This is a genomic window from Desulfobacter sp. UBA2225 (assembly GCF_002348205.1).
Classification (GTDB): domain Bacteria; phylum Desulfobacterota; class Desulfobacteria; order Desulfobacterales; family Desulfobacteraceae; genus Desulfobacter; species Desulfobacter postgatei.
The window spans coordinates 1-24,019 of sequence record NZ_DDYV01000209.1 but is presented as its reverse complement, the minus strand read 5'-3'; the positions used below and the strand labels follow the sequence as shown (position 1 = coordinate 24,019).

General features: G+C 45.4%; 23 protein-coding genes and 1 CRISPR repeat array. Of the genes, 8 read left to right on the top strand and 15 right to left on the bottom strand.

Features of this window, described 5'->3' with window-relative positions; all coding sequences use genetic code 11:
- Positions 1 to 243: 243 nt before the first annotated feature.
- Positions 244 to 1,268: direct repeats of the CRISPR family, unit length 30 nt; unit sequence GTTTCAATTCCACATTGGTCTGATTAAAAG.
- 135 nt (positions 1,269 to 1,403) lie between these two features.
- The 9 genes from cas2 to rsgA form a co-directional block, all read right to left on the bottom strand.
- Complete coding sequence (gene cas2, locus B3D59_RS10590) at positions 1,404 to 1,685, bottom strand: CRISPR-associated endonuclease Cas2 (RefSeq protein WP_286819637.1); 282 nt, start codon at positions 1,683 to 1,685, stop codon at positions 1,404 to 1,406.
- 1 nt (position 1,686) lies between these two features.
- Positions 1,687 to 2,676, bottom strand: coding sequence for a type I-B CRISPR-associated endonuclease Cas1b (gene cas1b / locus B3D59_RS10585; RefSeq protein ID WP_286819636.1), 990 nt, complete (start codon positions 2,674 to 2,676; stop codon positions 1,687 to 1,689).
- Between the two features lie 9 nt (positions 2,677 to 2,685).
- Positions 2,686 to 3,183, bottom strand: coding sequence for a CRISPR-associated protein Cas4 (cas4, locus tag B3D59_RS10580; RefSeq protein WP_286819634.1), 498 nt, complete (start codon positions 3,181 to 3,183; stop codon positions 2,686 to 2,688).
- Between the two features lie 5 nt (positions 3,184 to 3,188).
- On the bottom strand, positions 3,189 to 3,992 hold the full coding sequence (gene cas6, locus B3D59_RS10575) for a CRISPR-associated endoribonuclease Cas6 (RefSeq protein ID WP_286819633.1): 804 nt from the start codon (positions 3,990 to 3,992) through the stop codon (positions 3,189 to 3,191).
- A 35-nt stretch (positions 3,993 to 4,027) separates the two neighbouring features.
- Positions 4,028 to 6,391 carry a CRISPR-associated helicase Cas3' gene (gene cas3, locus B3D59_RS10570; RefSeq protein WP_286819632.1) on the bottom strand — a complete coding sequence of 788 codons (2,364 nt, stop codon included), beginning with the start codon at positions 6,389 to 6,391 and terminating at the stop codon, positions 4,028 to 4,030.
- Positions 6,357 to 7,028, bottom strand: coding sequence for a type I-B CRISPR-associated protein Cas5b (gene cas5b, locus B3D59_RS10565; protein ID WP_286819631.1), 672 nt, complete (start codon positions 7,026 to 7,028; stop codon positions 6,357 to 6,359). The genes cas3 and cas5b overlap by 35 nt, the downstream gene beginning before the upstream one ends.
- A gap of 9 nt (positions 7,029 to 7,037) precedes the next feature.
- Positions 7,038 to 8,099, bottom strand: a complete 1,062-nt coding sequence (gene cas7i, locus B3D59_RS10560) for a type I-B CRISPR-associated protein Cas7/Cst2/DevR (protein ID WP_286819630.1) — start codon at positions 8,097 to 8,099, stop codon at positions 7,038 to 7,040.
- 39 nt (positions 8,100 to 8,138) lie between these two features.
- Positions 8,139 to 9,509, bottom strand: coding sequence for a type I-B CRISPR-associated protein Cas8b1/Cst1 (gene cas8a1, locus B3D59_RS10555; protein ID WP_286819628.1), 1,371 nt, complete (start codon positions 9,507 to 9,509; stop codon positions 8,139 to 8,141).
- A 633-nt stretch (positions 9,510 to 10,142) separates the two neighbouring features.
- A complete protein-coding gene (gene rsgA / locus B3D59_RS10550) occupies positions 10,143 to 11,246 on the bottom strand; it encodes a ribosome small subunit-dependent GTPase A (protein ID WP_286819627.1) in 1,104 nt (367 codons plus the stop codon).
- Between the two features lie 830 nt (positions 11,247 to 12,076).
- Here rsgA and pruA point away from each other — a divergent pair.
- The gene (gene pruA, locus B3D59_RS10545) at positions 12,077 to 13,702 is read left to right on the top strand and encodes an L-glutamate gamma-semialdehyde dehydrogenase (protein ID WP_286819626.1); all 1,626 of its coding nucleotides are present in this window, start codon (positions 12,077 to 12,079) and stop codon (positions 13,700 to 13,702) included.
- A gap of 28 nt (positions 13,703 to 13,730) precedes the next feature.
- Here the strand turns inward: pruA and B3D59_RS10540 are convergent, their stop codons facing one another.
- A complete protein-coding gene (locus B3D59_RS10540; RefSeq protein WP_286819625.1) occupies positions 13,731 to 13,892 on the bottom strand; it encodes a YqaE/Pmp3 family membrane protein in 162 nt (53 codons plus the stop codon).
- Between the two features lie 233 nt (positions 13,893 to 14,125).
- On the opposite strand from B3D59_RS10540, the gene B3D59_RS10535 reads away from it, so the two are divergent.
- The 6 genes from B3D59_RS10535 (at position 14,126) to serB (ending at position 19,955) form a co-directional block, all read left to right on the top strand.
- Positions 14,126 to 14,635 (top strand): FKBP-type peptidyl-prolyl cis-trans isomerase, encoded by a 510-nt coding sequence (locus B3D59_RS10535; RefSeq protein WP_286819624.1) that lies wholly within the window; start codon positions 14,126 to 14,128, stop codon positions 14,633 to 14,635.
- Between the two features lie 29 nt (positions 14,636 to 14,664).
- On the top strand, positions 14,665 to 15,240 hold the full coding sequence (locus tag B3D59_RS10530; RefSeq protein WP_286819622.1) for a response regulator: 576 nt from the start codon (positions 14,665 to 14,667) through the stop codon (positions 15,238 to 15,240).
- Positions 15,241 to 15,466: 226 nt separating this feature from the next.
- Positions 15,467 to 16,240 carry a class I SAM-dependent methyltransferase gene (locus B3D59_RS10525; RefSeq protein WP_286819621.1) on the top strand — a complete coding sequence of 258 codons (774 nt, stop codon included), beginning with the start codon at positions 15,467 to 15,469 and terminating at the stop codon, positions 16,238 to 16,240.
- Complete coding sequence (amrS, locus tag B3D59_RS10520; protein WP_286819620.1) at positions 16,237 to 17,259, top strand: AmmeMemoRadiSam system radical SAM enzyme; 1,023 nt, start codon at positions 16,237 to 16,239, stop codon at positions 17,257 to 17,259. Before B3D59_RS10525 ends, amrS begins: the two co-directional genes overlap by 4 nt.
- A gap of 31 nt (positions 17,260 to 17,290) precedes the next feature.
- Positions 17,291 to 18,679, top strand: coding sequence for a CCA tRNA nucleotidyltransferase (locus B3D59_RS10515; protein WP_286819619.1), 1,389 nt, complete (start codon positions 17,291 to 17,293; stop codon positions 18,677 to 18,679).
- A gap of 46 nt (positions 18,680 to 18,725) precedes the next feature.
- Positions 18,726 to 19,955, top strand: coding sequence for a phosphoserine phosphatase SerB (serB, locus tag B3D59_RS10510; RefSeq protein WP_286819618.1), 1,230 nt, complete (start codon positions 18,726 to 18,728; stop codon positions 19,953 to 19,955).
- Positions 19,956 to 20,501: 546 nt separating this feature from the next.
- Here serB and B3D59_RS10505 read toward each other — a convergent pair.
- The 5 genes from B3D59_RS10505 to queD all read right to left on the bottom strand — a co-directional run bounded on the left by B3D59_RS10505 (position 20,502) and on the right by queD (position 23,177).
- Positions 20,502 to 20,663, bottom strand: a complete 162-nt coding sequence (locus tag B3D59_RS10505; protein WP_286819617.1) for a hypothetical protein — start codon at positions 20,661 to 20,663, stop codon at positions 20,502 to 20,504.
- A gap of 386 nt (positions 20,664 to 21,049) precedes the next feature.
- Positions 21,050 to 21,253 (bottom strand): cold-shock protein, encoded by a 204-nt coding sequence (locus tag B3D59_RS10500; protein WP_004070748.1) that lies wholly within the window; start codon positions 21,251 to 21,253, stop codon positions 21,050 to 21,052.
- 206 nt (positions 21,254 to 21,459) lie between these two features.
- Positions 21,460 to 22,149: a 7-cyano-7-deazaguanine synthase QueC gene (gene queC, locus B3D59_RS10495; RefSeq protein WP_286819616.1), complete on the bottom strand. Its 690-nt coding sequence runs from the start codon at positions 22,147 to 22,149 to the stop codon at positions 21,460 to 21,462.
- A gap of 3 nt (positions 22,150 to 22,152) precedes the next feature.
- Complete coding sequence (locus B3D59_RS10490) at positions 22,153 to 22,797, bottom strand: 7-carboxy-7-deazaguanine synthase QueE (protein ID WP_286819613.1); 645 nt, start codon at positions 22,795 to 22,797, stop codon at positions 22,153 to 22,155.
- Positions 22,797 to 23,177, bottom strand: a complete 381-nt coding sequence (gene queD, locus B3D59_RS10485) for a 6-carboxytetrahydropterin synthase QueD (RefSeq protein WP_286819611.1) — start codon at positions 23,175 to 23,177, stop codon at positions 22,797 to 22,799. Before queD ends, B3D59_RS10490 begins: the two co-directional genes overlap by 1 nt.
- Positions 23,178 to 23,448: 271 nt before the next feature.
- Between queD and mmuM the strand changes: the two genes are divergently transcribed.
- Positions 23,449 to 24,019: homocysteine S-methyltransferase (gene mmuM / locus B3D59_RS10480; RefSeq protein WP_286819610.1), on the top strand; the 571-nt coding region annotated here is incomplete at its 3' end.

Sequence of the window (24,019 nt, the reverse complement as noted above, 5' to 3'; positions counted from 1 at the left end):
TCAGTAGTGTCCGGTTAGGTTCTTGCATGTAGCCATTTTTAGGTAAAACAATGAATCACAACGATCTTAAAAAAACAAAATTGTTATAAAATAGACTGAATTATCTAAAATTTTATACGCAATTCTTGCACCAATCTATCAAAATTTTACCAAAAAAGCACAAAAAACAACATTTTTTAGTATATGCAAAAACCTAACCGGACATTACTGACTAAAGGTAAATATTATCGTGTTTTTGATAAAGTTTCAATTCCACATTGGTCTGATTAAAAGTCATCTAATTCCGACGTTATCGCTGTTGGCGAGTCTGTTTCAATTCCACATTGGTCTGATTAAAAGCCGGCTTGAATACAATAATTATCCTATAACTATTATGGTTTCAATTCCACATTGGTCTGATTAAAAGACATGATTATGATTATATCTTTGCCTTAAATGATATGTTTCAATTCCACATTGGTCTGATTAAAAGAACTACTACATAGCATAAAAGAATTAGAATTAATTGGTTTCAATTCCACATTGGTCTGATTAAAAGATGAGACAATTCACATGATAACCCCAGTAAATTCGGGTTTCAATTCCACATTGGTCTGATTAAAAGTAATTACGATTGACATTGACCCTGATTTTATAATGTAGTTTCAATTCCACATTGGTCTGATTAAAAGAGATCATCAAATAGAATATTTCTTAGCCATTAATGAGTTTCAATTCCACATTGGTCTGATTAAAAGGAAATGGAAAAGAATTATCACGTTTCGCACAGGTATGTTTCAATTCCACATTGGTCTGATTAAAAGCTGTTGTAACTATAGAGAATAAAATAATGTATTTGAGGTTTCAATTCCACATTGGTCTGATTAAAAGTCGGGGCTTGCCTGCTTGTCCAAAAATCGTTTTTGGTTTCAATTCCACATTGGTCTGATTAAAAGTGCGGAGACACTTGCCGATTTTGCGTATGCTATCAAGTTTCAATTCCACATTGGTCTGATTAAAAGTTTCAGGGGCAACAGCTGTTGTTCGCAGGACTGTTTGTTTCAATTCCACATTGGTCTGATTAAAAGCCGCATGGAGTTGCAGAAGTGTCAATAGGCAAAACCTGTTTCAATTCCACATTGGTCTGATTAAAAGTCAACCCGGTTCCGTCAAACATTATGCAACCTTTTTTGGTTTCAATTCCACATTGGTCTGATTAAAAGACGCTGATCAATTTGATATCGCTGGTGGGCTTCTCTGTTTCAATTCCACATTGGTCTGATTAAAAGGCATTTGGTAACTACATCTTTTCAGATGGTTATATTAAGTTTCGTCTAATTTTTTCCGTCGATTGGGGATATCGTTTTTTTCCCGGGAGAACGACGGAAAATGAAATTTTACAAATTGTCAAAGAGCAGAGTCTGTTAAATAAAATTGTCTGTGGTGTCTTTACCGAGACCATGAACTTCTTTGTCCAGCCATCGGCTGTCTCTGCTTGAGAAATATATAACGGAATCACAATCCGGATCAACAATTTGCATCACCTCCAGCTTCATTTTTTGGAACTGGGCCTTTGTTAATTCTCCTTCAAAAACCGATTTTTGGATATGAATCAGATATTTTTTCATCAGCTTGAAAATCTTGTTGAGAGCCCGGCGGCCTTCATGGGTCTCGGTATTGATATCATATATGGCTATGATATACATATTACCACCACATTTTAAAGCCCGAGTACTTGGCTTCCCCGAGAATGTGCTTGACCAGTTTGTAGCAATCCAGACGGATTAAGCGTTTGTAGGAAACCTGTTTGTTCAGGGTTTTATGCTTAATTGTTTTTCGCAGTCGTTCATCGTATTTCCGTAAGAATGCTTTCCGCCCGGTATCCTTAAGATAACAGTGGTTTAGATTTTGGTCTGCATCGTTTTCGGATAATTCCCCTTTGTTAAGCATGGTAAATATAAGCCGGTCCGCCAATATGGGCTTAAAAATTTCAGCCAGGTCCAGAGCCAGGGAGTACCTTCTGTAACCCGGTTCATGAAGAAAGCTGATCGTGGGATCCAGTTGGGTTCTGTAGATTTCGGACAGCACTGTTGTGTAAACAAGGGAATTTGCGAATGAGATGATGGCATTCATAAAATTATCCGGGGGATGGTAGACTCTTTTTTCGAAATCATAATCCTGCTTTATGATACTGTTGAATGCAGAGTAGTAAAGGTCACGGATGTTGCCCTCCAAGCCCATAAGTTCCATGGGGCCAGGAGCAAGGGCAAGCTGTTTTTTTAAGGTTTTGATACTGTCAATTTGTTTTTCTATCTCCCGGCCCCTGTTTTTATAATACCCCAGATTGGAGAGAATATTGGATGCACCGGCATCAATGAATTTATGGGCAATGGTCATCCTTTTTTCCGGATCAAGGTAATGGGCTGCCTGCTGAACGGTCACGTGACCGGATAAGTATACCTCCCTTGGGAAAAAGGTTCCGGAATAAAAGCCATAGTAGTTAAAAATGTGGACCGGGACTTTATTCTGGGAAAGGAAATTGAGCAGTTTGGTATTCAGTGAGTGCTCTCCGAACAGGTAAATTTCGCTTAAGGTTTCAATGGGCCTGTCGATTTTGTCTTCACTGGTTTCGATGCGAAGGGTATTATCCTTTCGTTTTACCGTGGAGTTTGTGAATAAATATAAAGGTTGTTTCATGGAAAGTTCCTAAGCATAGCAGAATTCAAAATAAGCGCATTTTTTACAAATGGGCCTGTTAATGGTTTCCGGGGGAATAGCCTGCGCAAGGACGATTTTCATTTGAGCAAAAATGTCTTCAAATACCTTAAGATCGTCGTCAGTCAGGGATATAACTTCCTTTTTCTTCAGTTTGGGATAATCAATTTCCCCTGTTATATGTTCAACGCCATGGGATTTAAGCCAGTACAGATAATATTTCACCTGCCAGATATGCGCTTTTTCTATTTTTGGCGATTTTTTCACCTCGTGGATGATGCCCTGCTTGCTGTCCAGAAAATCAATTTTTAAGTTACCGATTTCGATTTGCTTTTTCTTCCTGGGATAGGAATACTCGTCTATGAGGCGGCCCAACTGGACATACTCATTCTCATTTTCAAACCTTATATCCCGGGTGAACAGCCACAGTTTGCGACGGCAGACAAAAAAATAGTTCACCTGGGTTCCTGTGTAATCGAGTGCTTCCACCTGTTTTACGCCCTTATTGGCTCAGTGCAGCCGAATCCGGCGCTGTTTTTTTCTCCCCATCCGCATTCGTACCCGATTTTAATCAGGTCCGGATCTGCTTCCACAGTAAAAGGGGCTTCCATGGCCTTGATTTTGATGTCGTTTTTAAAACTGATCAGTTTGGAGATAGTCCCGTTCTTCTTTGAAATATAAATCGGGTCAAAGTGGAAGGAGAAAGGATGTTCCCTATTATCATAAGAGGCATTATGAAGGGTCTCATATTTGTTCACCAGGTTGTTTTTTATATTTTCAGCAAACCGGTCCCTTTCCCGTGGGACCATATAATTGAGAAAATGAGGCACCCTTCTGCCTTTATGATTTTCAATCATGGTTGACACGGCAATGGGAGAAAGGCAGATGAATTTTTCCTTGCCTGAAAACACAAGCTCTTCCAGAACATCCACATTGACGATGGTCAGCTTAAGTCCCTTGCCGTTTATCCTAAGATGCATTTCCCGGTCCGAAAAGATACCTAAAATCATGTGGCGCAGGCTCTCTTCCACGATGGTTGAAAAAATGAATTCAATTTGGCGGACATTGTCAAATCCGGTTTTTCCCCTCAGTTTAGGGCTGAATTTAAGCTTTGAAAAAGTAAAAAATTTAAATACCCGGTCAATGCCGTCCTTAATATAACCCTGTTCGTGGAGAAATGTTGAATAATCCGATGAAGATTCCCGAATCAGGGAGTAAATGGCAGCCTGAAGCGGATATTGGTAATTAAATGGAAAGGATGCGGGCCGGTCTGTTGTGGCTGTTATTTTGATACGCACGGCAAGATGCCTCCTTTTAAAAGATTCTTTGTCCGTCAATCTAGGAAATTATCGTCGCAAAATGGCTCAAATTCATTTGTCATACCGATATCATCGTCATACCTGCACTGGGCAACCGATATCCAATGGTTTTCTTCTTTATCCTTTTTGTTGAATAAGGGGATACGCCGGTACAGGATCTGACCATTTGAATAGAGTTGGCTGAAACCTGAAAGCTGGAGACCGACCAGGAGGCGGTCTGCTTTAATGAAATCTCTTTTCTGGATGAATGACTGGTATTCCTGGAAAAGAGATGCGGGCAGCACCTGGACCCCGGTAAATTGTTCGTAAAATTTTTCTTCTGTTTCCCTGTGTTTTGAAAAGGGGGCAAGCATGCTCAGGGCGAATTCGAACATCTTGCTGGTTTCGTCAAATTCTTTTTGTTCTTTTTCAGGCCAGCCATCGTATACCTTGTCCATTAATGTTTGGATCTCTTTTTCATGGATATGGCTGATCTGTTTCAAACATGCCAATGTGGCATCAACCAAGTTATCCGGGTATATCCAATGATCATTTTCTCCCCCTTGGGAAAAGACATAAATCGGACAGGGAGGCTTTTTATATCTTCTGTTAATTCTTCCAAATCTTTGGAGCAGCCGGTCTATTGGTGCCGGTTCTGTGTACATGACATCAAAATCAATATCCAGGCTGACCTCAATGGCCTGGGTTCCGACAAGCAGCCTTGTTTTGTCGTTGAATATCTTTTTTTCTTTCGTCTGCCGGTCTCTGCCGGTGAAACGGCTGTGAAGAATTACCCTTTCGTCAGCCATTAACAATGACGACAATTCTTCGTATACTTTTTGAGCCTGGGCCACAGTATTGCATACCACCAGAACTTTTTTCTGGGGATCATTAAGTTCCTGCTCAATTTTTTCAAGATGGTCCCAGATAGAATCCTCCAGCAAAATAACGGCATGCCGTGGCTTTCGTTCAAGGAACTGTTTATCCGCCCGGATTTCACATTTGACACCAAGGGTCTTTTTGAGAATATCCAGCATAAATCCGGGCATGGTTGCCGTCATGATCATTACCTTACAACCGAGGTGGCGGATCAGGTATTGAAGGAAAATATTGATTTGGGCAAATGTTCTGGCATCATACGCATGGATTTCATCAAAGATGAGTTTTGCGCCGCTTAAATGGGCCAGCCCTGTTTCAAATCCTTTTACCCCGTATCCGAATTTTAGAATCTGAAACGGCGTAATGATTTTTAAAGGGGTGATGATTTTCCGGTATTGATCCGCAATAACTTCTAATTGTGAAGGTTCTATTTGGTGTTCGATTTCAAGGAAGTTGTAGAGATAATCTGTGAGCTTGCCGTGCTGGACGCCAACGATGGGACTTTCTTCTGGCGATGCCATCTGTTCTGTCAAACGGGCATGCATGGCATTGATGGATGCGGTATATGGCAGAATATAGTAAGCTCTTCCCTGTTCGCTTTTTATCTGATTTTTTAGCCAGGCCATGGCCGCTTCTGTTTTTCCCGAGCCTGTCGGTGCAACCAGGATCAGATTGGCATGGGTGGCTCCGCAACTGTGCTGGTGATAATATAAGGCTCCGTAGGTTTCTTTGATCTGGTACAGAAATTTAAAATGGGAATTTTCCAGGTTGTGGAGTTTTTCAATACCTGCTGAGCCGTAGTGATCACAAAGTTTTAATGCGCCCCAGAGCATCATTTGCTGCCAGTAAATATCTGTGTCAGGGGTTGACTTGCGATAAGATTTTGCAATGGCCTGAAAGGGGTGTGCCTCGGAAAAGCAATGTTTAACTGTGTCCGTTGATAATGATGCTGCAAACCCATGGCTTTTTGAAAAGGCCTCTATATCTTTAAGAAAGAGCTGAAAACCTTCATCAGCGATAATTCGTTCAACCCCCATTAAGAAGTTTTCAGGGTGATACCCCAGTTTTTGATATTTCCTTTCCTCATCAAACTCCATTTCAAGCAATCGTTTATCCTTGAATTTTTCACCCAGACTCTGAAAGTCTTTGTGATGGGCCAAAATCGCTTGCCGGATTAAAATCAGCTCATCTTCCGTGAATGTGCCCGGATTAAAAAGTTCTGTAAATGGAACGGAATATAGCTCATGCCGTTGTCTTATCCAGAGGTTTTTTATGTTCTTCAACACGTTTTGAAATTCAGGGTGGAGTTTGCCAACGTCATGGAGGCAAATAGCCCAGAAAAGCAATTTCCAGAAATTTTCAGATTGTGACGTCTGGGTTAACGACGGGATACAGTCTCTTAAGGCGCTGAAAATAACAAGGCAGCTCCTGATGTGCTCTGTCAGGGACGAACCATCTGATTTTCCCCATGGAAACTTGATTTGATCACTGCCAGAAGATGTCGATGTCAAGGTCGTCATCGTAAATGCCTTTTGCCTGTAAAGGGGTTCTTTGGTGATGATTTTTATCAAGAATATAAAAAGGAGCCGTCCCGAGATTTCTTCGCGGCAGACTGTTATCAAAGGATCTGGGAAGTGCCTGGATGGGCGCGGCAAGGTAATAGCACGACGCCTCTTTTGCATGGGGCTTGTTAAACGGTACCAGAGTCCCTTTTATTTTCTCAATCTCATCCTTTTCCATGACAGAAGCCAGTTGTTTGATTTCCCTGACCGAGGCCAGATCCCCTGACCGTCCCAGAATCATTTGAAAATGAGGGGCTTCAAATGCCCGTGCTATTATTTCTTGCGAAGTGTAAAGGAAAAGAGAACCATCAATTAAAAATTCCCGTTTCAGGACATTTTGTTTTATTCCGCTCAGCTTCTGGCCCATTTGATATATCGTCTCAAGATCCACCCCTCTGCTTTCATAGGTAAAGAAAAATCCAAACTTTTCTTTATCTGAAATCGTGAAAGGGTGCCCCATGGCCGCAGATATCAACCCGTTCAGAGTACTCAGGGGCGGCACCGGCAGGGTAGGCTGGGTTCCGCTGATGAGATTCGGGTATCTGAACGATGTTGTCCAGCAGGTCAGATGGATTCTGTAAATAGTGGTTGTCATGGCTCAACCTTAAAGGGTAAAGGTTTCAAGAAAGGCGTTAATGGCCTGCATAATGGAACCGCAGGAAATGTTTTCATTTTCGGAAACCAGTTTTTCCAATTCCGTTTCAAGCTTGAGTTCATCAAGGAATCCTGATCGAATACCTATAAAAAGTTTTCCGTCAAACTGATCTTTATAATCGGAAAGGATTTCCTTAAGCGCCTTGATTGAAAAGATCGTCTGGTTGCCGGGACCTGTGTTTTCCTGAATGATGGATGAGAACGGATGGTTCCCGCTTTTGAATTTTGTCAGGATGATGAGTTTCGGGGTGACATCTGCCATGTTGGTTGCCTGTTTGGCGCCGCCTGACAGATAGCCCAAGGCTTTAACGGCATCTGATATTCTTTGTTGTCTTACCGGGTCAGGAATCCGGATCAGTTTCAGGGGATTGCCCTTGGCATCTTTAACCAGCGGATCTTCCACCTCTGTCGCCCCGTTTTCCAGTGCAATTTTTGACATGGTTTCATTAATATTCATAAAGCCGCTTTTATTCTGACTTGAGAATGTGCCTACCTGGTCGATATCAATGGAAAACTGTCCTTTCATTACGGCACAGTATTCGTCTTTACCGTAGGGAATGGGGTCTCCGTCACTCCTGGTCATGGACGAGAAGTTCTGGGCGATGCCGGTACCGGCCGTTGCAATTAAGGCTGAATTTTTTAACGGTGAAACCCGGGTCAAGGTGATGTTCTCTTTTTTTGTTTTTCCTGTTTCGGGATCAACGACTTCCTTTTTTGCGGCCCGCATATATCCGAAAAGATCGTCATCCGGATATACAGCCGGGTCGGCATCTGTGTAGGCTATCTTTTTATCCCGCGTGACCGGGGACATCTGCCAGGAAAAATTTTTCACAAGGCTTTCTCTCCACCAATACCGCCATGCCTGCCCTGACACATAGGCATATGTTCTGCGATTTTTTGTTATCTTTTTGGCGGCAACGGCGTTTTCCAGGGTTGATGCATCTGCATTTCCGGCATTATTCAGGGCGGCAACATCCACATCAATCAACATTAATCCTTGGATGGTAGTCATAAATAGTTATCTCCTTATCATATTCCTGATATTGATTTGTTAAGCATTATCTGCGTTGTCGGAGGCTTCTTCTATCCGGATGTTTTCTTCATGGAGGCGCTGGTATAGATAAATCAGCATAAGGTCCCTGATTTCGCTCCAAAACTGTCCCGGGGGGAAAAGATAGTCCAGGTACTCATCAAGGGTGATCAGGGCGGGTTGCTCAGGATGCAGCTTGTTGTGCCGTTTGACCATCCAGACAATTACGCTTCTTAATTCGTAGGCATTTTGGGGGCCTTGGATTTTAGTCAGGTATTTATTGACAGCATCCTCTTCCCTTGCCATGTCAAGGATGGTGTCGGCCACCCGTTTAATCACATCGATTCTTTCTTTTTCCATCTGCATCACCTCCTCTATGTAGACTCGGACAATAAATTTATGGACGCCGGGCAAATTTTTCAGGTACCTGCGCCTGGCATAGCCTCCAAAAAAGCTGATAATGGATTCCCCGGCCAGCAATTTTTCATAAATCAGGTTGGGATTGTTCAGGTATTCTGATTCATCAAGGGGGCCATCCCCTTGTTTGTTTTTCTGCCAGGAATCGGTCTCGTCCTGCCAGGACGCCCCGGAAATCCTGTAATAGATGCGAACAAAGTCGTACCAGTCTTTTTTATAATAACGGAGTACATTATTTAAAAAGGTAAAAACGGGTGCCGGCAGTCTGTATATCTCACAATCGGGGGATGCCCCGAAATTGGTGAAATGATATAGTTCAACGAATTGTCCTCCCTGGTCTGCATTTGTTGTGTCAATAATTTCCTTTGCAAGATTAAAAAGGGCGTTCTTGGGGTTGGCATACTCGGATCTTAAAATTGAATCGCTGCTTCCAATGCCAATTGCCGTAAGATTGGTTGCAACCGTTTTTTCTTTCCAATAGGCTTTTATCTCGGGACTGTTCAGCTGCAGTAAAGCCAAACGCCCTCCCATCTGGAGAACGCTGAGAGGCAAAAAGAAAAGATTGATTAAGCATTCCTTACAGACCATAATTCCCGGTTCATGTCCGTGGTGAAAATTGGCATAGTCACCGGAACCGGTTAGGCAAAATACATCCCTGCCCGCCTTGAAAAGTGCGCCTTGACTGCCGCAGGTTCTGCAATAGCCTGTGGCGTCTGCTGAAGATGTACCCAGATTCTGATAGAATTCGTATGTCTTCTCTTTTTTTTGCGGTGGCTTGAATGCCGGTTGTGTCACCTTTGAATTCAGAAAAAGCGCGTTGATTTTTGCACTCCATCTGTCAACGTAAATGTCGCAGGCGCGGTTAATTAGATCAAGGTCTGTTTGGGGTTCATTGGAAATATCTTTAAGATAGCTCTTAGCAAGAAAACCGTTATCTACGAAAGGATCCCCTGTGAACAAATTTTGTTTTTTCATATAGAAAGCCTCTTGGCTTGAAATTCAGAATAATAAATAAAATGTGAAATAGATATAATTAACCTTCCTTTCATAACTTTATCGGAGGTCTTTTGGCAAGGGTTTATTCTATTTACGGTAAATGTTGATTTGGGTTAGTTGAATAGTGGTGTTGGTGTGTATGATTTGGTCGTTACCGCTCCTGTTTGATTTAGATGTTGGGATACGCTGAATCAGATTGATCAATGTTTGAATTAGCTTTGCCCAAATCCAGTTTAAAATTTTACCCAATTCTATTGTTCCTTCCTTTTGTAAGATTGAAATGAGTCACATGCAGCTATGATAAGAAGGGCGTTTGTGGATGTCAAGAGTTTTTTATTAAAATAACCACTCATATTACTATTGGATATTCTATTCAACTAATATAACTATTGGGTAAATAATATTTCTGTTTGTCTAAAGAAAGCAGTGGTGGTCATCCTATAATATCCACCGATATAACTATGTTTCAATTCCAATCTGGTCTGATTAAATCTGGAATCATAGAATGACCATCGAAAATAATTTAAAGAGGTTCTCGTTAAATGTCAAATCGTGCTTTATTTAGGCAGGGATTAAAACATTAATCCCTGCTTTACGCTTAACAGAAAGGGCTTAAAGCGACTTTTTTTTGTTTATGGATTTGATATTCATGGATACATCTCTCCATCTCTCCTTTTCCACACGATCTGCGCTTTTGTTTTTTCGGGCGGAGATATATTCCAGCTCTCGTTTCATTTTAAGGTAGTTTTCCAGTCTGGCTTCGGTCAACTCTCCTTCCTGGACGGCTTGGAGAACCCGGCAGCCCGGTTCGTGGGCGTGGGTGCAGTCTGAAAAACGGCATCCGGCAGCGAACTCTTCTATTTCCGGGAAGGTAGATTCAACCCCCTGGTCAATATCCCAGAAACTGATTTCACGGATGCCCGGATTGTCAATGATCATTCCGCCCTGGGGCATCATGATCAGATCCCGGGACGTGGTGGTGTGCGTTCCTTTTCCCACACTGGCGCTAACCTCACCGGTGGCCTGGACGTTTTCACCGCACAGCCGGTTGATCAGGGTTGATTTGCCTGTGCCGGAAGATCCGACCATGACGCTGGTCCGCCCATGGACCAGATAGGGCGTCAACTCGGAAAGTCCTGAATCATTGAACGCAGATACCAGATGTACGGGCACACCGAATGCGATGGATTCCGCTTCGTTTACAAAATGTTGGGGATCCTGGTGAAGATCCGCCTTTGTCAGGATAATTACCGGGGTCAGCCCGCAATTATAGACCAGGGTCAGGTAGCGCTCCAGGCGGCGCAGGTTAAAATCCCGGTCAAGTCCGGTCACTATGAATACGCTGTCAAGATTGGCCGCGATTGTCTGTTCCCGGTATTCGCCTGTTTTTCGGCTATGCATGCCTGCAGCGCCTCGGGTCAGGGCATTTTTTCGCGACAATATCCCTTCTATAGCGGTTTGTCTGACCAACACCCAGTCGCCGACCACCGGGTATGTGCTGCTGTTCTCCTGTTGAAGTTTGCCGGCCGGGGTTGCCAGGATCTCTTTTTTGCCGTCATTGATAAAAAAATATCTTTTCCTGACCCCGGTTACCCGGGCCGTAAAAAAAGAATTTTTGTTAAAACTTTTCAGCTGTGTCTGGAAATGGGATGACCAGCCCAAATGGGAGAGATATTTAAAATTATTGTCTTGTTGTAATGAATCTTTGTTGCTCATTGTTATATCCTGCCTGTCTTCGATTTTGGTTTACAGGGCTACCGCACAGACCAGCCCCTGGCTGCAATTACTGCGATATAATTTTAATTAAGTGTCGCTGCCGACAGAAAAGAAAATGAGAACAGCAGAGATTCAATTTTGAATTCTGCAGGGGAAAAAGGAGTAAGTTAAAAAGTTTTAACTTAAAATAGGACGGTTTGGGTTCTAATATAACATGGATCAAACAACCGCCCTCATCCTTGTCTCCTTGTCGGCAGCGTTTGATACAATATCCAATGATTTCGTTAACATAAAATCTCCTTGATGCTGGTGCAAATGCTTCCTTCTTACAGGATCGGCACTTATTCTGTCAAGATATATTAGCTGTCAGATTTTAGTTGATTGACTCAATAAATTCAATAGTTCGGACAAATTCATGCGTTAATGACACCGTAGTTTATCAGTTCTTTGTATTGAGGCGTATTTTTTAAATCGTTAAAATCAAATGGCTTTTTGAAATTCCTTGAAAAACTTTTTCATGGAGAACGCTGTAACGACTCAATGTTGCGGTAGTTCATCCGGCCCCGGAGGATCATAATCGTTGAAAACAAGATCAACAAGAATTTCTGTTGCAGTTTAGAGATGGACATTTGAGATAAAATACGCTTTATTGTTTCCATAGAGTTCTCCTTCTGTTGATATGAAAATTTTACTTGGAAATAAAACTTTCTCAACTTTGGAGAACTCTTGTCCACCTTTTTTTACAAGACTACGCTAAAACCTGTCCAAAGCATTGTAATTTAAAAATTCACGATTTATAAAGCAGCCTTGTTCCGGAAAGGAGAGATGAAATGACAAACAGCATATTTATTATTCCTAAACCCTATAATGAACCTGTCAAGATGTATGCGCCGGGCAGTCCGGAACGTGGGGCATTGTCCGCAGCGCTTGGCCGCCAGATGGCAGACCAGGTGGAAATTCCGCTGATTATCAACGGCGAAGAGATTAAAACCGGTGATGTCCGTGATGTGGTCTGCCCTGATGACCACGGTCATGTGTTGGGTAGAGTACATATGGCAGGCGAAAAAGAGATCAAGGCTGCTGTCGATGCAGCCTTGTCTGCAAAAGCGGCCTGGGAGACCATGGCCTGGCAGGAGCGTGCGGCAATCTTTCTGAAGACCGCAGATTTGATTTCCCGGAAATATTCGGCCAAGATTAATGCTGCAACCATGTTGGGTCAGTCCAAAAACGCATTTCAGGCCGAAATTGACGCCACCTGCGAGCTGGTGGATTTTTTGCGCTTCAATGTCAGTTATATGGCAGAAATCTATGCCAATCAGCCGTTTAGCGAAAAAGGCGTTTACAACCGACTGGAATACCGTCCCCTGGAAGGGTTTGTGTTTGCGCTGACCCCATTTAATTTTACAGCCATAGCCGGTAACCTGCCCACCTCACCGGCGATGATGGGGAACACCGTTGTGTGGAAGCCTTCCACCACGGCTGTTTTGTCCAACTACTATGTCATGCAGATCCTTAAGGAAGCCGGCCTTCCCGGCGGCGTTATCAACTTTATTCCGGGCCGCGGTTCCCAGATCGGCGATATCCTGTTCACCCACCAGGATTTTGCCGGCATGCACTTTACCGGGTCCACGGCTGTCTTCCAGAATCTTTGGAAAAAAGCGGCCGAAAATATTGAAACCTATGTTTCCTATCCCAAAATCGTGGGTGAAACCGGCGGTAAGGGTTATATCTTTGCCCATGCCAGTGCGGATGTGGATGAGCTTGTCACAGGCATCATCCGCGGCGCCTTTGAGTTCCAGGGCCAGAAATGCTCTGCATGTTCCCGTCTCTATGTTCCGGCCTCTCTGTGGCCCGCGGTCCAGGATCAGCTCAAAGAAAAAATAGCTGAAATCAAGGTGGGTTCTGTGACTGATTTCACAAACTTTGTGAATGCCGTGATTGACGAAAAATCCTTCGATAAAATTGACGGGTACATTTCACGGGCACAGGAATCGTCGGATGCTGAAGTGATCATCGGCGGTCAGCGGGACAAGTCCAAGGGCTATTTTGTTCATCCCACGGTGATTCTGGCCAAAATACCGGACTATGAATCCATGGCCGAAGAGATATTCGGGCCGGTACTTACTGTGTATCTCTATGCGGATAATGAGTTTGACGCGACCCTGGAGATCCTGAACAATACAAGTCCATATGCCCTGACCGGTGCTGTTTTTGCCAGGGATCGCGCAGCGATCAATATCCTGATGAACCGCTTGACCCACACCGCCGGCAACTTTTACATTAATGATAAACCCACAGGCGCCGTGGTCGGCCAGCAGCCCTTTGGCGGGGCCCGCAAAAGCGGTACCAACGATAAAGCCGGGTCCTATCTGAACCTGATCCGCTGGACATCACCCCGGACCATCAAGGAGACCCTGGTACCCCCCAAAAATTACGATTATCCGTTCATGGGATAACCATGGGATAACAAGGATCTCACAAAAATCATTTGTTTTTGGCTATTACCCAAATGGCATGCACAATACCCGGAATATAGCCAAGAAGGGTTAGAAGAATATTCAACCAGAAGTGCATTCCAATGCCGACCTGGAAAAACACACCCACCGGTGGAAGAATAATGGCCGTAATGATTTTCAAAAGTTCCATGTTATTATCCTTATTTTAATCTTATTAATTTCTGTCTGACTATACCACATCTCACTCAACAGAAAATATCAAAATTTAAAATACTTTTGGACATTTTTCCATTTTTATCTTATGATTTCAGTTTGTTTTGTCTAAACCATACTTAAAAAAAGGATGGTTATAATTTTCCGGGCAAAGGTTCCGGAAAACCAACATAACAGCCGGAACAGCCACCGGCTCGAAGGAAAAGCGCTATGAGCGAAGCGATTAAATCAGGGGATACCATTGCTGTGGATTATACAGGAAAATTTGAAAACGGGGATGTGTTCGACTCTTCCGAAGGCAGGCAGCCGCTGACCTTCACCGTTGATACAGGCATGCTGATCAAAGGCTTTGACCAAGCCGTCATCGGTATGAAAAAAGGGGAATCAAAAACCGTAACCATTCCGCCTGAAATGGGATACGGCCCAAGAGACGAGGAGGCCATGGTCGAGATCCCAAGGGCCCAGTTCCCCCAGGATATGTCCCTGACAGAAGGGCTTGAGCTTCAGCTTCAGAATCCTGCAGGCCAACCGGTTCCTGCGCGCATAGCAAGTATAAACGAGACAAATGTCACCATGGACGTGAATCATTTTCTGGCCGGAAAAACCCTTGTTTTTGATATCAGCATTGCTGAAACCGGACTGGAGCCCCCGGCCGGCAGCTGTGGAACCAAAAGCGGGGGCTGCGATTCGGGGTGCTGCGGATCCTGTAAGTGTAATTAATATATAAGATTTAATCCTGGAGCATCGCAATGGTCAATAAAAGTCTCATTTTGACAGTTGATGACAAACCTCAGAATCTTCAGTTCCTTGGGAAGCTGCTTTCCAATAACGGATATGAAGTTGCCATGGCCCAGAGCGGGGCCCAGGCCCTGACGTTTGTAAAATCAGAATTACCGGATCTGATCCTTTTAGATGTCATGATGCCCGAGATGGATGGGTATGAGGTTTGTGAAAAATTGAAGGCCGAATTTTCCACCCGTAATATTCCGGTGATTTTTTTAACGGCCAAGTCTGATGCCCAGGATATTGTAAAAGGGTTTGATGTGGGCGGGGTGGATTATGTAACAAAACCCTTTCATTCGGCTGAACTTCTGGCCCGCATTAAAACCCATATCGAACTTAAAACCCTGCGCGGCCTTTTGCCCATGTGTTCACACTGCAAAAAAATCCGGGATGATAAGGGCTTTTGGAATGATGTGGACAGTTATTTTGAGACCCACTCCCATCTGACCTTTACCCACGGTATCTGTCCGGTATGCATGGACACGCTGTATAAGGGGTATGACTGGTATAAAAAAAGGAAACAGCCTGACGCCGATGAATAAGAGGACCGTTTTGGCGGCGTGTCTGTTGCATCAACTGCTATAACAATTTTCATCCGCTTGCAAAATACTTATAATTCAATTATTTAACTGTTTTTTTTGCGGGTTTGATTGCTTTTTTCCAAGATTGCGTTATGTTAATATCGTTGATTTAAGATCCCGGAGAAAAAGGGCTGGTTTTGTAACATGGCCGTTGAATATTTACCCTTTTGGATGAAGAGGCCTGACCATGTCATATGAATTTGATTTCAAGGCGGCCCAGGCCTATGATGCCTTTTTTGAAAAAGGCGGGGCCAGGCACCGCCTTGACCTTGAAATCAAACTGATCAGCTCCCTGATTAGCCCCATGCCGGGTAAGCGCCTTTTGGACATTGGGTGCGGCACGGGGTTAAGTCTTGAACCTTTTGTGGATCTGGGCATGAATCTGACCGGTATTGACCCTTCCGCGTATATGCTGGACAAGGCTGCTGAACGGCTCGGACATCGCGTTGACCTGCACCGGGGTACGGCCGAGGATCTGCCCTTTGACGATAATTCTTTTGATACGGCATTGCTATTTTTCAGTCTTGAATTTTCAAACCGGCCGGCCAAGGCCATTGAAGAGGCCTGCCGGGTGGCCCGGGAACAGGTGGTCATCGGTGTCCATAACCGGTATGCCCCCCAGAATATGGCCCGGCGGCTGAAAGGTTTCTTTTTTCCGGATATGTACAGTCATGCCCATTTTTTTAGTGTGTGGGAGTTGAAAATCATGATGAACTCCATATTGGGAAAAGTACCGGTAAAATGGCGGACAACCGTACAATTCCCATTTCTGTCCGGAAGTCTGATCTCGAAACTGGAGAGTCTTCGCTTTATCCAGTGGTCTTACTGGGGCAGTTTTATTGGTATGCGCATCAAACCTGTGCCTAAGTTTCGCACCCGCCCCCTGGTCCTGAAAACCAGGAATCGTAAAATCAATGAGCCGGCCGCAGGCCTGGCGTTAGGATTCAAAATAAAAGAATGATACGTGCCCGTCTTTATGAACCCCTGTCTGATGGTGCGGTGAAATGTCTGGCCTGCAATCATTATTGCACTATTGCGCCGGGACATACCGGCGTTTGTGGTGTCCGGAAGAACCTGGATGGCCAGCTCTTTTCCCTGGTGTATGACCGGGTGGTTGCAGCCGCCGTGGACCCTATTGAAAAAAAACCCATTTTTCATTTCAAACCCGGCTCGCTCTCCTTTTCCATTGCCGCGCCCGGATGCAATTTTAAGTGCCGGTTCTGCCAGAATGCGGATATCTCCCAGGTCCGTGACCGGGGTGAAGACCCTTTTTCAGGCCGCCTTGCCGGTAAGGCAATGACGCCGGAAGCGATTGTCGCAAAGGCTGTGGAACAAGGATGCCAAAGTATCGCCTACACCTATACCGAACCCACGGTTTTTTTTGAGCTGGTCCTGGATACGGCAATGCTGGCCAAGGAGGCAGGGCTGGCCAATATCCTTGTTACCAACGGATTTATGAGTCCTAAACTGCTGCAGGCCTCCGCCGCAGTGATTGATGTGGCCAATGTGGATCTTAAATCTTTTTCTGACGGGTTTTACACCCGGTATTGCAACGGGCGGCTGGAACCGGTTAAACAGACGCTGAAGACCATGGTGGATTTAGGCATCATGGTGGAGGTCACCACCCTGCTGATCCCGGGACTTAATGACGATCCCAACGAACTTCGACAGATGGCTTCCTTCATTGCCGGGGAATTGGGGCCTTCGACCCCCTGGCATCTATCCCGGTTTCATCCGGCATTTCAGTTGACCCAGACGGGGCCGACACCTGTGGAGACCCTTGAAAAAGCCTGCGATATTGGACTTTCAGCCGGACTGTTTCATGTGTACACCGGCAATGTGCCCGGTGCCAGGGAAAACACCTGCTGTTCAACTTGTGGCCGGACTGTTGTCAAACGATTTGGCTATTCAGTAGAAAATTTTCTAACCCAGACCAATAAATGTCCCGGGTGCGGGTCGCCTGTATTCGGGATCTATTAAAACTCGATGGTCGAGTGAGAAAATATTTTTCATGCGTTCAGTTTTCGACATCCTGGACACCATCCAGGCGAGTAATCCCGTCTCCTCCATCCTTGAAACGCTTTGGACCGGAGGCTTTCAAGCCTTTCTGGCCGGAGGAGCCGTCCGGGACGCCCTTTTGGGCATAGTGCCCGGGGATGTGGATATTCTGACCAATGCCCTGCCCCAAGACCTGGCCAGGCTGTTTGCCGACCAGGATTCTAAATATGTGGGAAAATCCTTTGCCGTGACCCTGGTCAACAAGGTGGAGGTAGCGACCTGCAGACCCGCAGACAGCAAAGCTGTGGGTGCCGGGCATACCTTTCCGACCAGCGACCTTGGCCGCCGGGATCTCACCATCAACAGCATGGCCTGGGACCCCGAAACCCGGACCCTGGCAGACCCCTTTCATGGACAAAAGGACATTGAGAACAGGACGATTCGGTTCACCCGGGATCCGTTTGATCGGATCGAAGAAGACCCCGTTCGTATGGTCAGGGCCTGCCGGTTTGCTGCCCGTTTCGGGTTTAAAATTGAGCCGGACGCCTTTGATGCCATCCGTGCCCGTGTCCATAAACTTACTGTCCAATGGAGCGCAGACCGGATTCAAAGGGAAATTGTCAAGGCAATGGGTATGGACAAACCTTCGGGGTTTTTTAATCTGCTTTATGATACAGGTCTTCTTGCGCACATTTTGCCGAGCCTTGACCGGTGCTATGGGCTGGACGGCGGTCCCCACCACGCCGAAACCGTATTTGAGCATAACCTTCTGGTTGGAGATGCCCTGCCGGCATCCAGGCCCATACTGAGGCTGGCAGGTTTTCTTCATGACACAGGGAAAATGGATGCGCTGGAAATCAAGGAAGGCCGGAATACTTTCCCGGGACATCAGAAGTGCACCCGGGCGATGATGGCCGACCTTGAGCGCCTCCGGTTTTCCAAAAAGGACATAGACTATATCTACGCCCTGGTTCGGGGGCACATGCGTCCTTTGAAAGCAGATACCTCCCCGAAAGCGGTGCGCAGGCTTCTGGCCATGCTGGATGACCTAAACTTGTCCTACCAGGATTTTTTACGCATGCGCATTGCCGACAAAAAAGGCAATCTGAATCCCGTCAAAAAGCCATACTCTCTCGGGGACATCCGCCTGCGTCTGGGCAAAATACTGGACGCCATTAATGCACAGACGCCATTTAATATGAATGACCTTGACATTTCAGGCCGGGACATCCAGGACATTCTGGGCCTGTCCCAGGGGCCGGCCATTGGAAAGGTTAAAGCTTTTTTATTTGAGCAGGTGCTGGATGACCCGGCCCTTAATCAGAAAAAGACCCTGGAAGATCTGGTCCGGCAGATGGCCCGAAACCACTTTACAGATTCGGACGGCAAGGCTATAAATTAGACCCGGCAGCGCATGGTGCAAATACTTATACGATAGGGGATAGATTATGGGGGACATTGTTCTTATCAGCATTACGGGCAAGGATCAAAAAGGTCTTACAGCGCGAATTTCAACCATCCTTGCGCAGTATCAGGTGAGCATTCTGGATATTGGACAGGCTGTAATTCATGAACATATCTCCCTTGGCATGCTGGTGCATATTCCATGTTCCCAGGATTTTTCCCTGATGTTCAAGGATCTGATTTTTGAAGGGCATAAGATGGGACTGGCCGTAGATGTTGTGCCTGTGGATTCTAATGATTACGAAACCTGGGTCCAGACCCAGGGCAAGGAGCGCAGGATTATTACGGTCATGGGCCGGGCCATTACCACCGCCCAGATTTCAGCTGTTTCCTCGGTGATTACCGATCATGATCTCAACATTGATTCCATTACCCGTATGTCCGGCCGCAGATCCCTGAAAAGGCCTTTGGAACCTCCTATGGCCTGTATCCAGTTCGCTGTGTCCGGTACACCCAGAAGCATACCGGATATGAAGGGCAGGTTCATTCACATCTCCCAGGACCTGGGTATTGATATCTCCTTTCATGATGACAATATCTACCGGAAGAACCGCAAGCTTGTTGTGTTTGATATGGATTCCACATTGATCCAGGCCGAGGTGATTGATGAACTGGCAAAACTGGCCGGTGTCGGGGATCAGGTGGCCAAAATCACGGAATCCGCCATGCGCGGGGAAATTGATTTCAAGGAAAGTTTCAGACGGCGTGTGGCCCTGCTCAAAGGATTAAAAGAAGAGAAGATCAAGGACCTTGCCCGGACCCTGCCCCTGACCGACGGGGCCGATCTTGTTACCCGGACCCTGAAGGGGCTGGGCTACAAGCTTGCCATCCTTTCCGGCGGTTTTACCTTTGTGGGCAATTATCTTAAACAGACCCTGGGGTTTGATTATGTATTTGCCAATACCCTTGAAATAGAGAACGGCGAAGTCACAGGCCGGGTTTCCGGCGACATTGTGGATGGACAGAAAAAGGCAGACCTTTTGCGCGAACTTGCAAAAAAAGAAAATCTGTCCATCCAGCAGACCATTGCCGTGGGTGACGGGGCCAATGACCTGCCCATGATTTCCATTGCCGGCCTTGGCGTGGCCTTTAACGCCAAGCCGATTGTCCGGGAAAAAGCGGCCAATGCCATTTCCACCATGGGCCTGGATGGACTCTTGTTCCTGCTGGGCATCCATGAACGCGAAATCCCTGATCCGAACAGCACCAGTTGAAAAATCACATCTTGGTTTTTTTTATAAGAACGTCTGTGTAACCTACACAGATTTTTCAACCTTCGTTGTGGGCTGGGCCTGGGTGCTGATAGGTCAAGTCAGCCCATGGCTGTTTTATAAGAAACAAGAGGGCGAAGCGCCTGCGGCGCCCATTTTAGCCCTGCATTTTTAGTGGCTTTAGTTTCATTGTTTGTTGTGTACCGTCAGGACATGGGGGTATATAAAAAAGGTAGAACACACCCAATCTTTTGATTTTCTAATACCTTTTAGCGCTTATGGTAGAAGTGGCTTGGCAGCTGTCATAACCATCCGTCCATGTTGCACATCCTGTCCCTTGAAATGAAGACCCGTCACTTGCGAATGTGACATTATAAACAGCATCAACAGTTCCTCAAACCATTTTTCTGTGAACTTATGGGTTATTACCCACAATGCTTTTGTTATTGAATGCTTTGAAAAAGGCCTGGGAGGCAGTCGATATCATTGTGCTTACTCGCTGTGAAAAAATATCCGAACAACGTACTTTATTGCCCAAAAATCAATTGCTTATAGTGCTGATTCTATCTCACTTATTGGTTCCCCGCAAAATGGGCATATTTCCATTTGATTCTCTTCTATCATCCCCTCAAAAAAAAACCAGTCCCCGCCACATTCTGATTCGTAATGATTTTCATTGACATCAACAATTTTCCACTCGCATTTTTTCATATTTCCATCCTGTATGTTATAGAAGTTAAAATCCAACTTTACAGAAAAAGGAGATAACCAAAGGCGAAAGAGAATTTTCCACTCATTAAGTTGGTATTTGTTTGATTATACTTAATTAATGGATTTTTATAAGAAAGTCTGGGTAAGTTACTCAGATCTTTCAAGCTTTGTTGTGGGCTATGTCTGGCAGTTCATATGTCAGGTCGGCCCACGGCTGTTTATATGAAAGTATTGAGTATTGAGATTTAAAACAGGCTGTTTTTCTCAATACTCATCACTCACATCTTTCATTGTTTGTTGTGTCCGTCAGGTCATGGCCGTTATAAAGAAGGAAGTTCCCAAACAATTTCCCGTCCGGGAACTTTTTCAACAGGTCATACCGCTGACTATAGAGCGGTTACATTTACTGCAGAAGGACCTTTCTGACCTTGTTCAATATTGAATGAAACACGCTCCCCTTCTTTCAGGGATTTGAAACCTGGTTTATTGATAGCAGAGTGATGCACGAAGACATCTTTCCCTCCATCATCTTGTTCGATAAATCCAAAACCTTTTGAGTCATTAAACCATTTTACTGTACCTGTAGCCATATTGGCGATCTCCTGTAATGGAAATAAAAAAAATAAGTTTCAAGCCATTTTAATCCTGTTGGAAAATTTGCATCTTAAGTACTTGTGCCAACTTGAAACAGAGATATTATAGCTATAAATGGGGATAGAGGTGAAAGTCAAGTGTTAAATGGTAATTTAAGTTAAAGAACGAAATATAACATTTCCTTTAACGAGCCGTTCAAATACTATGTGTAGGGGGTCGGATCTGGGATGCCGGCTTCGCTAAATCCTTTTTTACGGTGGAGGCAAGCGTCGCATCTGCCGCAGGAACGGCCTTGGTCGTCCGGATCATAACAGGAGATGGTCAGACTGTAGTCTACGCCTAACCTGTCTCCAGTGGTGATTATTTCAGATTTTGACATTTGGATCAAAGGGGTTTCAATGGTCAAAACCGTCTGTTTTGTTACCCCGGTTTTTGTGGCCAGATTGGCCATGGTCTGGAAGGCTTGAATGAACTTTGGCCTGCAGTCCGGGTATCCTGAATAATCCACGGCTGTGACACCGATGAAAATGGCTTCGGCTTTAAGTACCTCGGCCCAGGCCATGGCATAGGATAAAAAGATGGTGTTCCTGGCCGGTACATAGGTGATGGGAATCCGGGTTTGATCAATCTGCGCCACGTTGTCGTGTTTGGGCACGGCAATGTCATCGGTGAGCGCAGAACCGCCGAATTGGCGCAGGTCAATGTCGATAATTTTATGATCAATGGTTCCCAAGTGGCAAGCCACTTTCTTTGCACATTCCAACTCCACGCTGTGGCGCTGGCCATATCTGAAACTTAAACTGTAAATATCGTACCCCCTGTCCCTGGCAATGGCCATGGCAGTGGTGGAGTCAATACCTCCGGATGAAAGAACAACGGCTTTTTTGGTCATGGTTTATACTCCTCTTAAATCCGGATCCCAGATGATTTTGTGTTGTTGAAGAGACAGTCTTGCGCCCAACCTGTCTTTAAGTATCCATGCAGCCAGGTCCGAAAGCTCAATCGTTTCGAAAACCGGGCAGATGTGTACCTTCTCTCGGGGATGATTCACAAGGTGTGCCTTAATGAAGGATGCGGCATATTCATAGTCCTGCCTTGATCCCACCACGAATTTAATTTCATCCCGGGCTGTCATGTGATTGAAGTTGTCTAAAAGAAATGATCCGGCTTCACCGGATGAGGGGCATTTGACATCCATGATGCGAATACAGGCGGGATCCACAGATGCAATGCTTAAACTCCCATTGGTTTCCAGAAGCACCTGAAATCCTTTTTCCAGAAGTGCGGATATCAATGCGGGGGTCTGGGTCTGAATCAACGGCTCGCCGCCGGTAATTTCAACCATGGGGCATTCAAAGGCCGCCACCCGGCCCACGATCTGATCTATGGTCATGGAAACAGGTTGTACTGCGGCATAGGTGGTGTCGCACCAGGAACAGGAGAGGTTGCACCCGGACAGCCGGACGAAGACGCAGGCAAGGCCCGCACGGGTAGATTCCCCCTGCAGACTGTAAAAAATCTCGCAGATCTCCAAAGACACTATATCTCCTGGTAGGATGATCCGCAGCTCGGACTTTCGAATACCATGATTTTTTGGATCTTGATGAATTCGGTGTTTAGACGCCTGGACAATTCCGAGTAGAGAAATTTGGCCAGGTTCTCAGCCGTGGGATTGATTGATCCAAATTCGGCAATCTCATTAAGATTGGTGTGATCCAGTCTGCTTAAAACATCCTTGACCACACTTTTAACATCCCTGAAATCTATGCCCATGCCCAGCTGGTTGAGTTTGGTGCATCGGATGTGTGCTTCAACAACCCAGTTATGGCCGTGCAGATTTGAGCAGTTGCCGTCATAGCCCCTCAGGGAATGAGCTGCTGCAAAATGGTCTTGGACACAAATTTCATATACGCCTGGCATAAATAGGTACTCCCTTGTTAATAACGGCCATGGGCCGACCTGGTCTATTAACACCCAGGCTTAACTCACAGCAAAACATGAAAGAAACTTAACAACTTATTGGGACTTTCATATAAAATAGCCTGGTGCTTTGAAAAATATATCATAAATTTGGGTCTGAATCAAAAATGTCAAGGTGGTTAAATTTTTACTTTTCAAATTCATGCATGGATTTCATAATCTTGGGGTGTGAATCTCAAAATATGAAAAGGGCAGAGGAGAAAATAAGACCGTGGTCGATGTTATCCGCGCGTATCTTGAACAGCAGAAATATCTGATCATTGACGGGGGGCTCGGCACGGAGCTTGAGCGCCGGGGGTGCAATCTTGATGATCCGCTGTGGTCGGCTCGGCTTCTGGCAGACAATCCTGACATGATTGCAGCAGTTCATAGCGACTATCTTCATGCCGGTGCGGACTGTCTGATTACGGCAAGCTACCAGGCCACATTCCAGGGTCTGGCGCGCCGGGGCTACACCCCGGAACAGGTCAAAAATCTTATCCGCTCTGCTGTTACGCTGGCAAAAAACATCGTGGATGCTTTCTGGGCTGATCCTGTCAACCGGGTCAACCGGCTTAAACCCCTGGTGGCTGCGTCTGTGGGGCCCTATGGAGCCTTTCTGGCGGACAGGTCAGAATACACCGGCAAGTACAGCATAAGTGAAGATGAACTGGTTGATTTTCACAAAGAGAGATTGAAAACACTGGTTTCAGCCGGGCCCGATCTTCTGGCCTGCGAGACCCTGCCTTGTTTTGCCGAAGCCAGAGCCCTTGTCCGGCTACTGGAAGATCTGGATACGCCCC

Coding starts and splice junctions, on each gene's coding strand:
- cas2 (WP_286819637.1), bottom strand. CDS start 1,685: ATGTATATCATAGCCATATATGATATCAATACCGAGACCCATGAAGGC.
- cas1b (WP_286819636.1), bottom strand. CDS start 2,676: ATGAAACAACCTTTATATTTATTCACAAACTCCACGGTAAAACGAAAG.
- cas3 (WP_286819632.1), bottom strand. CDS start 6,391: ATGACGACCTTGACATCGACATCTTCTGGCAGTGATCAAATCAAGTTT.
- cas5b (WP_286819631.1), bottom strand. CDS start 7,028: ATGACAACCACTATTTACAGAATCCATCTGACCTGCTGGACAACATCG.
- cas7i (WP_286819630.1), bottom strand. CDS start 8,099: ATGACTACCATCCAAGGATTAATGTTGATTGATGTGGATGTTGCCGCC.
- cas8a1 (WP_286819628.1), bottom strand. CDS start 9,509: ATGAAAAAACAAAATTTGTTCACAGGGGATCCTTTCGTAGATAACGGT.
- rsgA (WP_286819627.1), bottom strand. CDS start 11,246: ATGAGCAACAAAGATTCATTACAACAAGACAATAATTTTAAATATCTC.
- pruA (WP_286819626.1), top strand. CDS start 12,077: ATGACAAACAGCATATTTATTATTCCTAAACCCTATAATGAACCTGTC.
- B3D59_RS10540 (WP_286819625.1), bottom strand. CDS start 13,892: ATGGAACTTTTGAAAATCATTACGGCCATTATTCTTCCACCGGTGGGT.
- B3D59_RS10535 (WP_286819624.1), top strand. CDS start 14,126: ATGAGCGAAGCGATTAAATCAGGGGATACCATTGCTGTGGATTATACA.
- B3D59_RS10530 (WP_286819622.1), top strand. CDS start 14,665: ATGGTCAATAAAAGTCTCATTTTGACAGTTGATGACAAACCTCAGAAT.
- B3D59_RS10525 (WP_286819621.1), top strand. CDS start 15,467: ATGTCATATGAATTTGATTTCAAGGCGGCCCAGGCCTATGATGCCTTT.
- amrS (WP_286819620.1), top strand. CDS start 16,237: ATGATACGTGCCCGTCTTTATGAACCCCTGTCTGATGGTGCGGTGAAA.
- B3D59_RS10515 (WP_286819619.1), top strand. CDS start 17,291: ATGCGTTCAGTTTTCGACATCCTGGACACCATCCAGGCGAGTAATCCC.
- serB (WP_286819618.1), top strand. CDS start 18,726: ATGGGGGACATTGTTCTTATCAGCATTACGGGCAAGGATCAAAAAGGT.
- B3D59_RS10505 (WP_286819617.1), bottom strand. CDS start 20,663: ATGAAAAAATGCGAGTGGAAAATTGTTGATGTCAATGAAAATCATTAC.
- B3D59_RS10500 (WP_004070748.1), bottom strand. CDS start 21,253: ATGGCTACAGGTACAGTAAAATGGTTTAATGACTCAAAAGGTTTTGGA.
- queC (WP_286819616.1), bottom strand. CDS start 22,149: ATGACCAAAAAAGCCGTTGTTCTTTCATCCGGAGGTATTGACTCCACC.
- queD (WP_286819611.1), bottom strand. CDS start 23,177: ATGCCAGGCGTATATGAAATTTGTGTCCAAGACCATTTTGCAGCAGCT.